At 58.5% G+C, this 10,712-nt stretch carries 4 protein-coding genes; 1 reads left to right on the top strand and 3 read right to left on the bottom strand.

The features are described 5' to 3' along the window. Positions 1 to 68 precede the first annotated feature (68 nt). The 3 genes from JW953_06730 to JW953_06720 all read right to left on the bottom strand — a co-directional run bounded on the left by JW953_06730 (position 69) and on the right by JW953_06720 (position 2,593). Entirely contained in the window at positions 69 to 1,250 is a 1,182-nt protein-coding gene (locus JW953_06730; GenBank protein ID MBN1992382.1) for an LL-diaminopimelate aminotransferase, read from the bottom strand. A gap of 117 nt (positions 1,251 to 1,367) precedes the next feature. Then, a complete protein-coding gene (locus tag JW953_06725) occupies positions 1,368 to 2,315 on the bottom strand; it encodes a pentapeptide repeat-containing protein (protein MBN1992381.1) in 948 nt (315 codons plus the stop codon). After that, positions 2,312 to 2,593, bottom strand: a complete 282-nt coding sequence (locus JW953_06720) for a hypothetical protein (GenBank protein ID MBN1992380.1) — start codon at positions 2,591 to 2,593, stop codon at positions 2,312 to 2,314. Before JW953_06720 ends, JW953_06725 begins: the two co-directional genes overlap by 4 nt. 294 nt (positions 2,594 to 2,887) lie before the next feature. On the opposite strand from JW953_06720, the gene JW953_06715 reads away from it, so the two are divergent. Then, a complete protein-coding gene (locus JW953_06715) occupies positions 2,888 to 10,663 on the top strand; it encodes a tetratricopeptide repeat protein (GenBank protein ID MBN1992379.1) in 7,776 nt (2,591 codons plus the stop codon). Positions 10,664 to 10,712 lie beyond the last annotated feature (49 nt).

Here is a 10,712-nt window from a genome sequence, read left to right as displayed (position 1 = left end):
CAACAAAAAAGAGCCACTCTTCCGGTGGCTCTTTTTATCTCATTTCTGTCCTATTTTGTCAGTATTGGTTAGAATCCCCCCAAGAAGTTTCGGATTCGCTTTACCGCCCGTTCCAGCGCCTCCGGCTCGCGTACCAGGGCAAAACGCACAAAACCCTCGCCGCGTTCTCCAAAACCCCGGCCCGGAGCCAGGCAGACCCCGGTTTCTCCGGCCAGGTTGACCGTAAAGTCAAAAGAGTTGGTTAAACCGGCGGGCAGGCGAGTCCACACATACATGCTGGCTTGGGGTAGGGGCGTTTGCCAGCCCGCGTTATTGAGCGCCTTGACCAGCATATTCCGCCGCGTTTCAAAAATCCGGGCCGCCCGGCGAGTTTCGGCGCGAGGCTGATTGATGGCCGCAATCGCGGCTTGTTGAATGCCGGGATATTGGTTGAAATCAATGGCGCTTTTCACTTGGGCCAGGGCTGCGATGGCCGCCGGGTTCCCGGCGGCCCAACCAATTCTAAAGCCGCCCATGTGATAACTTTTGCTGCACGAATAAAGCTCCACCGCAATATCTATTCCGCCCGGCTGCGCCAGCACCGACGGCGCTTCGTAATCCCCGTAAACCATATCCACGTAAGGAAAATCGTGGATCAAAAAAATATCGTTGTCCCGGCAAAAGTCAATCACTTCCCGGAAAAACCCGGCCGAAGCCACCGCCGCCGTTGGATTGTTGGGATAAGCCAGGGCCATTACCCGCGCCTGCCGGGCGACCTCTGAAGGAACGGCGTTGAGGTCGGGCAGAAAGCCGTTTTCCTCTAACAGCGGCAGGCTGGCCAATTCCAGTCCGGCCAGAGCGATCGCGCCAAAATAAGAGGGATAGCCGGGGTCGGGAGCCAGGATCATATCGCCGGGGTCGGTAAGGGCCAGCAGCAGGTGGGCAAAACCTTCTTGCGAACCAACCAGCACCAGGACGTTGTGGTCGGGGTCCAGATTGCCGCCGTATCGTTCCTCAAACCAGCCCGCCGCGGCCTGCCGCAGTGCCTGCGTGCCGGAGTGCAAACAGTAACCGTGCGTTTCGGCGTGGCGCGTGGCTTCTCGCAAGGCTTCCATTGCGGCCGGGGGAGCAGGCAGGTCGCTTGAGCCAACGGAGAGGTCAATGATTTCCAACCCCTTACGTTGGGCGGCCACTTTGGCCGCGTCCATGGTGTTGAACATGCTGACCGGCATATTTTGGGCGCGCTGCGAGGCCCAGCGGTTGTTGTTCATTATTGGCCTTACCTCCAAACCCGGGCGGGCAAAACACCCCTACATATTGTGGTTGACAAAAGTTATTTTCCGTTATTTAGGGTTCATATTTTTGATTTTATGATTTCAAAAACTCATTTAGCTTTCAACCCGATGCGCTTCGACGGGGGGTTCAAATCCTTCAGGCCAGGTAGTGGCGCGATTATACCTGGCGCGGTTCAGGTTGGTTCCGGTCAAATCGCATCTTTCCAGATAGGCGTTTTGCAAATCGGCCTCCCGGAGGTTGGCCCCGTTGAGCCTGGCCCTGGACAAGTTGGCTTCGGCCAGGTTAGCTTTTTCCAGATTAGCCTCTTCCAGGTCGGCCCGGCCCAGTTTGGCCCCGCTCAAATCGGCTTGCCGCAAGTTGGCCCGGCCCAGAGAAGCCCCTTTCAGGCTGGCCCCGCTCAAATTGGCCTGCTGCAAGCTGGCCCCCTTGAGTTCGGCGGTATCCAGGTTAGCCCCGGCCAAATTGGTTTCATTTAAACGCGCCTCAGTAAGATTGGCTTGACTTAACATGGCGCACGCCAGGTTGGTTCTGCTCAAATTGGCCCGGTACAGTTGGCCGCCGATCAGTTTGGCCCGCTCCAGATTGATTTCCCGCAGGTCGGTTTCGCTCAGATCGGCGTTTTGCAGGTACGCGCCCTGCACATTGGCCCGGGCCAGGTTAGCCCCTCGTAAATCGGCGTTATCCAGCCTGGCCCCGCTCAGGTTGGCCCCGGTCAGGTCCGCCCCCTTCAAATCGGCCTTATCCAGCCTGGCCCCGCTCAAATTGGCCCCGTTCAGATTGGCTTCTCGTAGGTCGGCCCAGTGCAAGTTGGCGCGATACAGCCCGGCCTGGGCCAGATTGCTCTCTTTCAGGTTGGCGCCGTCAAACCTGGCCTCGCTCAAATTCGCTTCGCTCAAATTAGCCCCGCTCAGGTCGGCCCCGCTCAACCGCGCCTCTTGCAGATTGGCCCGGCTCAAATTAACGCCGCGCAGATGCGCCTTTTCCAGCCCGGCCCGCCGCAGATCGGCTTCCGGTTTGATCTCGTACGTTCCAATTTTCATTCGACACCTAACCCGGCTACGCCGGAGCCGGCCGGTCCCTGGCCCGCCCACCAGCTTTCGCCTTCTTCCTGGGTCATGCCGCGCCCGTTTTCCCGGTAAAAAACTTCCAGGTAATCAATCAAGTCTCGCCAGGCCGCGTACCCGTCGCTGTTCCCCTCCAAAACTTCCTCTGCGGCCGCCTCCGCCGCCATCGCCTCGTCCCAATTGCGGGCCAGCCAGTATTGGTAGGCCATGTTGAACAGGTTTTGTTTATCGGTTTGGGTCAATATTTTGGGCATAAGTTTCTCTCGGTTAAACCACTGACGACGAACGACGATTGACGATTGACCAACGACGAACGACAAAGGACCAAGTTGGTTATCGGTCAATCTTGTCGTTGGTCGGCGGTCGTTCGTCGTTCGGCGGTCGTTCGGTGAACATTGTAGCATGTATTTACGCCTCAAACAATTGTCCCCCCGGCCATTTTGTGCTAAGCTATAGGTTTGTAACAAACTTGTTTGGCGTAATTGGGAACGCAAGTAACAAACGGCGGCCGCTGACCGGCCGTCGCTATTGCCGAAGGAGATGGGCTGATGCCATTTTCACAACGCAAACCCCTGCCTCAAGCCGAGGCGGGCCAAACTCTCTTTGCCGGTCGAGAAAAAGAAATTGGCCTCTACCGGCTGCATTATCACCGCCCTAAAGACCACCCGGAAGTGCGGCTGATCATGGCCATCTCCGGTCCCGGCGGCGTGGGCAAAACTCGCCTGCTGGACGAGTTGGAATGGTACCGCCCGGCGGAAACTATCTATAGCCGCCTGGATGCCGGCGCCGGTTTTGGCCATAACGCCGTCCGGCTCATGCAGGCCTTGGCCGCCGGTTTGCACCAGGCCGGGGAGCCTGTTCCCACCCCCCAATTTGACCAACTGCTCCAAAAGCGACAAACCCTGCTCAAAAAGGCCCTCACCCGCAGTGCTAATCCCAAACAGGTGCTGCGTCACTTCTACCGGCCCACTTTGTTGGGCCTTTCGGCCCTGGGTCTCTCTCAAGATCAGGTCACGCCCAAAACCGACGGCGGCCAATTTGCCGAGTTGCGCTGGAACGAGGCCGATTTGGCCCTGGCCTTTGAAAATCCGGTTGATCTGTTGACCCAAGCCCTGGTGGCCGACCTCAACCAAGTGGCCGGGCAGAGCGAGCAGAGAACCGACAAAAAAGCAGGCCGAGCGGAAAAGAACGCGCCGGAAGATGAACCGGGCGAGGGGAAAAAGGCAAAAACACCGGCCGGGCCGGCGGATAAGGCCCCGCCCGCCAAAGTGGTGCTGATGTTTGACGCCTACGAAAGCGGCCATCCGGTGGCAGGCGAGTGGCTCTTGACCTACCTCTTGGGCCACGCCCGCGAGGCGATAGCGTTTGACCTGCGAATCGTTATCGCCGGGCGAGATGATTTGTTCACCACCGACGAACGTTGGTCGCGGCAATGGGCTGACTTTATTCTGGCCCTGCCGTTGGCGCCGTTTACGCCGGATGAAGTGACCGATTTTGTCAAAAAGAATACCACCCTCACCCAGGCCCAGGGCGATAAAGGGGTGGCCATGCTGGCCTCTGCCGCGCCCCAGGCCTCCTTGCCGGTGTGGTTGAATGTGGGGGTGCTGGGCGGCACGTGGCTTTCGCTTGAAGCGGGCCAAAGCCCCGATCTGGCCCAACTTTTTACCGCACCCCAAAAAAGCTGGCTGGAAAAAGCGGCCCTGGCCGGTTCTTTTGACCAGCAGCGTTTGCTGGCGTTAGTGGGCGGCAAGGATGGCCGGGCAGCCTTTAAGTGGCTCATTGGCCAGCAGGCGCTGGTCCGGGCCAGGGCTGTCTCCGGCCAATTTGGGCTGGACAGGACTCTGGCCGAGGCGCTCCGGCAAACCCCCGCTACCGACCTGGCGGCAGACAAACGCAATTTGTTGGAATATCTTGATCGGGAGATCGCTTTGTTGCGGCCGGAGTTGCAAAAATCAAGCTCTCCCCAATCTCGGGCCGATTATGAGGCGCTGATGCTGGAACGCTTGGCCCTGACCCTGCGACTATTAGATGATGCTGAAGCTGTGGCCGAAATTCATCAAATTTTGCCGGCCAGTTTTATCGAAGCGTTGAATGAAAATCCGGTATTTATGTTTGATCTGCTGGCCGTGATCGGGGGCAACGGGAAAGAAAGTGGGCCGGAAACGGCTTCTCCTGCCTCCGCCGATCTCGTCACCCTGCTGACTCCGTTGAAATCCCTGGCCGAAGCGTGGTTGTCTGGCCAGTGGGAGCAGATGCAGCCGGTCTTGAGCAGCCTGGCCGCGCGCAAACAACTTTCCACCCAACAAAAAGCCATTGTCTATGACTGGTGGGGGTACACCTACCGGGCGGCGCACGATCAGGAAAAGGCCATTGAGATTTACAATCAAGGGCTGGCCCTGGCCGCCGATTATATTCCCCTGTACGTCGAGCGCGGCCTGGCCCACTTTGCCCTGGCCCGTTGCGATGAGGCGATCAAAGATTTCAGCCAGGTCATTCAAGATGAACGACCGGCCTTGACCGTGCCCCGCTCCATCATCTTTCACCGGCGCGGCCTGGCCCACGCCCGCCTGGCCAACTACGTGCACGCCGTAGATGATTACAACCAGGCCATCCGGCTTGACCCCGACAACGGGGCCGCCTTCAGCGACCGGGGCCTGGCTTTTGCCGGCCAGGCCAACTACGAGCGGGCCATTGAGGACTACAACCAGGCCATCCACCTGAACGCCCACGATGCCGTGGCCTATTTTTATCGCGGCCTGGCGCGCGCCGACCAAAATGAGCTGGATCAGGCCCTGGCCGATTTCAGCCAGGCCCTTAAGTTGCGTCCGGCCTATGCCGCCGCTTTCCAGCAGCGCGGCCTGGTTTATCTGCGCCAAGATGAACTAAGCAAAGCCATTGCCGATTTTAACCGGGCCATCGAACTGAATCCCCAGGAGGTGGCCAACTACCGCCAGCGCGGCCTGGCCTACATCCGCCAAAACAAGTTTGAGCAGGCCATTGATGATTTTGATCAGGCCATTCGCCTCAACCCCGCCGACAAAGCCTCTTACTTCAACCTGGGGCTGGCCTACATGCAGCAAAACGATCCCGGCAGGGCTATTCGTAATTTTGACCGGGTGTTAGAGGCCGGTCAGAAATTTAGCGACAAACCCAAACTTTACGCCACGGCTTTTTACCAGCGCGGTCTGGCCTACGCCCTGCCCCCCCTGCAAAATTATGCCCGCGCCATCGAGGATTACAACCAGGCCCTTGAACTGGTCCCCGAAACCGAACGCGATATTCTCTACAATGAGCGGGGCCTGGCCTACAGCCGCCAGGATGACGACACCCGGGCCATCGGGGATTATAACCAAGCCATCCACCTTAACCCCCAATATGCCGTGGCCTTTTATCAGCGTGGCCTGGCCTACAATCGCCGGCAGGAGTTTGCGCGCGCGGTCGAGGATTTTGACCAGGCCATTAACCTGACCCATGAGGCCGGCCAGGCTAAGGGCGATAAACGCTCCGGTTTGCTGCCGCCCGGTTTTCCTACACCCCCACTTTATCTGGAGCCGTCGGCCTTGAGCGACGTTCACACCGAGCGCGGTTACGCCTATGTGCGTCTGCAAAACAATAAAAAAGCTTTGGCCGATTTTAACCAGGCCGTCAAACTTAACGATCAAAACGTGACGGCTTACAAACATCGCGGCGGGGTTTACCTGGCCGAGGCCGACTACCCTAGCGCCATCGAAGATTTTAATCGCGCCCTGGCTTTACGGCAGAATCGGGATGTGGAAGCGTTGTTGCAACGCGGCCAGGCCTTTACCGCTCAAGGTAACTTTGACCAGGCTCTCCAGGATTTTAACCAGGCCATTAAACTTGACCCCGAAAACGACCTGGCCTTTTACCGGCGCGCTTGCGTGTATCTTGAATACGTTCCGGCGGGCAGTTCTCGGGAGGCCGGCTACCAACGCGCCATTGAGGATTTTGGCCAGGCCATCTTTCTCAATCCGCAAAACGCCCCGGCCTTTTACCGGCGCGGCCTGGCCTATTTGGCCCTGCCCGTAAAAGATCATCGCCAGGCCATTGAAAACCTGAACCAGGCCGTCAACCTGAACCCTGATCCGGCCACCAAAATCAGCGCCCTCAAACACCGGGGCCTGGCCTACCTGGAACAGCAGGAGTACGCCCCGGCCATTATTGACTTCAACCAAGTCATTGCCCTTGACGCCAAACAGGCCGATGCCTACGCCTACCGGGGCCGGGCGCGGGCCGGCCAGGAAGACTTTGGGCGGGCGGTAGAGGATTACAACCAGGCCCTCAAATTGCAGCCCGACGCCCCGCCTACCTTGTTCTATCGCGGCCGGGCCTATGCGGGCCAGGCCAAACACCGGGAGGCCATTAAGGATTACAACCAGGCCATAACCCTAGACCCTAGCCGGGCCGAATTCTTTTATCATCGGGGCGTGTCGCAAGCGGCCAGCGACGAATATCTGGAAGCGGTGGAGGATTACAATAAAGCCATTGAACTGGATGCCGCCAACGCCCATGCCTTTAATCAACGCGCCCTGGTTTACGCCAAGTTGCAGGAATTTGATAAGGCCGTGGAAGATTACAACCAGGCCATCCGGCTCAACCCTCGCCAGGCCGAATTTTACTTTAACCGGGCCAACGCCTTTGTGGACTTCTCCGGCGGCCATCGCCAGCCGGCCCAAAAATACGCCCGCGCCATTGAAGATTACAACCAGGCCATCAAACTGGACGACCGGCAGGCCGAATTCTTCTACCGGCGGGGACTGACCTATTTTAAACAAGCCGACTACGCCCGCGCCATTGAGGATTTCAGCCGGGCCATAAACCTGGACCACCGTTTGCTGGGCGCGTTCAAACATCGCGGCCTGGCTTACGCGCACCAGGCCGAACCTCTCCAGGCAGTGGAGGATTACAACCGGGTTATCCAATTGCAGCCCGACGACGGCGAGGTGTTCTACCGGCGGGGCCTGATTTACAGCGAGCAGGGCGACCACGCCCGCGCCCTGGCCGACTTTAATCAGGCCGTTAAATTGATCCCCAAAAACGCCGAATTTTACGCCCAACGCGGTTTCACCAACGCCCGCCTGGGCCATCATGCCCAGGCCATTGAGGATTACAGCCAGGCCCTTAAGTTGGACATCAAAAATGGCCCCACGTTCCTGAACCGGGCCGGGGCTTACGCCGCCCAGGGCAATTATGAGCAGGCCATTGAGGATTACGGCCAGGCCATTCGGTTGATGCCCGATAGTGGGCCGGCCTATACCCAGCGGGGCCTGGCCCGGCTCCGCCAACTGGGTGTCGGCGACGGGTTAGAGATGGTGGCCGGCCCGGCAACGCTTGACCAAACTGAACCCGCGGCGGTGGACGCCTCCCTGGAGCAGGCTATCGGCGATTTTGACCGGGCCATTGAATTAGACCCCAAAAACGGGGAAGCCTTTGCTCAACGGGGTCTGGCCTACGCCCGGCAGGGCAACTTTGCCCGGGGCATCGAGGATTACAATCAGGCCATCCGGCTTCGGCCGGGGCAGGCCGAGATTTACGCCTGGCGCGGCCTGGCGCATTACGCGCAAGAAAACTATCAGCGGGCGATCAAGGATTTTGACCAGGCCATCCGGCTTGAGTGTGGACAGTTGGAGGAAACCGGGAACTCGCCTGCTGAAGCAACTCCATCGGAGGTGGCGGCCCCGGCTGATCCGGCCAGCCCGGCCCGACAAGCCTTCTTTTACAAGTATCGCGGCCAGGCGTATGCCCAATTGGGCCAGGCCAAACAGGCCCTGGCTGATTTTGATCGGGCGGCCAGCCTGACCCTGAACAAAACCGATGGATTGGCCCCTGACGCCGAGATCTTTATCCAGCGCGGCATATTGCACGCCGCCGAGGGCCATATTTTGCAGGCCATTGACGATTTCAACCAGGCCCTCAAATTGCAGCCGCGCAACGTGCAGGCCCTGTACCGGCGCGGCCTGGCCCACGTGCGGCAGGATGACCTGGCGCAGGCCATTGCCGATTTTAATGAGGCTATCTTGGTCAATCCCGGATCGCCCGAAATTTTCTACCAGCGTGGCCTGGCTTATGCCGCCCAGGAAAACTATCAATACGCCATTGAGGATTACAACCAGGCGCTGTTGCTCTCTCCCCAAAATGCAGACGTCATCTATCACAAAGCCCTGGCTTTGGCCAGGTTGGGCCAACTCGCCGAGGCCATTGAGTCTTTGAATTTGACCCTGCGGCTCAACCCTTTGCACGCCGCCGCCTTTTACCAACGCGGGCGGGCCTATTACGAGCAAACCAACTACGCCCAGGCCATGCAAGATTTCAACCAGGCCCTTTCGCTCAAACCGGATGACCCCACCCAGGCTTGGAGTCTCTATTATCGTGGCTTAACCTTTTCTCACCGGGGTGAGCACCAGCGGGCTGTTGATGATTTCAGCCAGGCGCTGGCCTTGGAATCGGATGTGGGCCGGGCCAATTTACTCAACGAGCGGGGGCGGGCTTACTCCGGCCAGGGCGAGTATGACCTGGCCGTGCAGGATTTCAACGAGGCTTTGCAATTGGAGCCGCAGTTGGTGCTGGCCTTTGCCAATCGTGGCCTGGTGCACAATCGCCGGGGCGATTACGTTAGGGCTATCGCCGATTATGACCAGGCCATCGCTCTCTCCGCCGAGTTGGCCCCGGCCGATACGTTGTCGGATACCGACGACGCCCGACTCTTTCGCTATCGCGGCCTGGCTTACATTCGGATGCAGGATTACGCCAAGGCCGTGGCCGATTTTAACCAGGCTCTGCGCTTGCACCCGGACGATGCCTTCACGCTCAATCAGCGCGGCTTTGCCCATTATAAATCAAACAACTTCCCCCTGGCCCTGGAGGATTTTGACGAGGCTCTGCGCCTGAATCCCAAGCAGGCCGACGCGCTGCACAATCGGGGCTGCGTTCACCTGGACCGGGGCGATCCCGGCCAGGCCATCCGAGATTTTAATCAGGCTATTCGCCTGCGGCCGCAAAATGCGGACACCTTTTTCCAGCGGGGCCGGGCCTTTGTCCAGCATGCCGAATATCAGCGGGCCATCAACGACTTCACCCAGGCCATCCAGCTCAACCCCGACCAGGCCGACTATTACTACCAGCGCGGTCTGGCCTACGCCTATCAAAACGATACCAACCGGGCCGTGGACGACTTCCGGCAGGCCATCCGGCTCAATCCCAAAGAAGCCGAAATGTTTCACAACCTGGCCCTGGCCCTGACCGAACAAGGTAACTATGCCGAGGCCCTGGAAAATTACAACCAGGCCATCCAACTCAAGCCGGGCAACGTGGAAATGCTGCAAAATCGCGGGTTGGCCCACGCGGCCTTGCAGCACTACCAAGAGGCCGGGGCCGATTTTACCCACGCCCTGGAACTTGAGCCGGATAACGCCGCCACCTATAACTACCGGGGCAGCGTGCGGGCCAACAATCGTGAATACCAGCAGGCCATTCAAGATTTTACCCAGGCCATTTTGCTTAATCCCAAGGATGCCGCTTATTATCATAACCGGGGAATCATTTACATGCAGCAGGGGGCCACCAACTCGGCCATCGAGGATTTTAACCAGGCCGTGCGCCTCAACCCGGAAGACCCGGCCATTTACAACAACTGCGGCAACGCCTACTTTAAGCAGGGCGACTACCTGCGGGCCATTGAAGATTACAACCAGGCCCTGCGCCTTGACGCCAACAATCCGGCCACCTTCAAAAATCGCGGCCTGGCTTACAACAATTTGGGTAATCTACAACAGGCTATCAAAGATTACAGCCGGGCCATCAGCCTGGCCCCCGCCGAAATCAGCGCCTATAACTACCGGGGCCTGGCCTACGAAGCCCTGGGGGATTACGAGCAGGCCCTGGCCGATTACGAGCGCGCCCTGGCCTATGACCCCGACGACCCTAAAACCCTGTCCAACCGCGCCCTGGCCTACTACGAGCTGGGCCAGTATGATCACGCCCTGCACGATTTTAACAAAGTGATCAAACTTGACCCCGAGGATGCCACAGCCTATCTCAATCGCGGCCTGACTTACTACAACCGGCAAAACTACACCCAGGCCATGAAAGACTTTGACCAGGCCATTCGCCTGGACCCAGACGACGCCGACGCCGTGTACCACAAAGCCTGCGTTTTGGCCCTGCTTGGCCAGGACGACGCCTGCATTACCTGGCTCACCCAGGCCGTTGAACTGGACGAGTCTAAGCGTCAATTGGCCCGCGAGAACCTTGATTTTGAGGGCTTGTGGTATAAGCCGGCTTTCAGAAAAATGTTTGGGTATCAATAGGAGGGATATTAATATTTTGTAACAAACCGTAACAAACTGTTACATACAA

The organism is Anaerolineae bacterium (assembly GCA_016931895.1).
Classification (GTDB): domain Bacteria; phylum Chloroflexota; class Anaerolineae; order 4572-78; family J111; genus JAFGNV01.
Note: the sequence above shows the minus strand (reverse complement) of the source record. Positions and strands in the feature narration are given on the sequence as shown.